Annotated in this window: 1 pseudogene; it reads left to right on the top strand. The window is 74.2% G+C overall.

The window, feature by feature from the left end:
* Window positions 1-236: pseudogene (locus ACYQ0J_RS13775) on the top strand (metal-dependent hydrolase); the annotation flags it as partial.

The raw sequence follows: 236 nt of genomic DNA, 5'->3' as shown, positions 1-236 counted from the left end.
CAGGAGGCCACCCTGGCCCTCTTCCTCGCCCTCTCCGGCTTCGCCCTCTGGCCCCTCTCGGGCCAGGGCTTCGCCTCCGCCTTCCGCCACCTGGTGGGGACGCCGGAGGTGGCCGTGCTGGACTACCTGGACTGGCGGGGCCGCTGGGAGGTCTGGGCCGAGGTGAGGGGCTTCAACCGCGAGACCCAGGAGCCCGTGGAGGGGCGCTTCCTGGTGGTGGAGGCCCTGGGGCGGGA

The organism is Thermus sp. FJN-A (genome assembly GCF_054655095.1).
The sequence above is the reverse complement of the archived record's forward strand: the minus strand, read 5'-3'. Positions and strand labels throughout refer to the sequence as shown.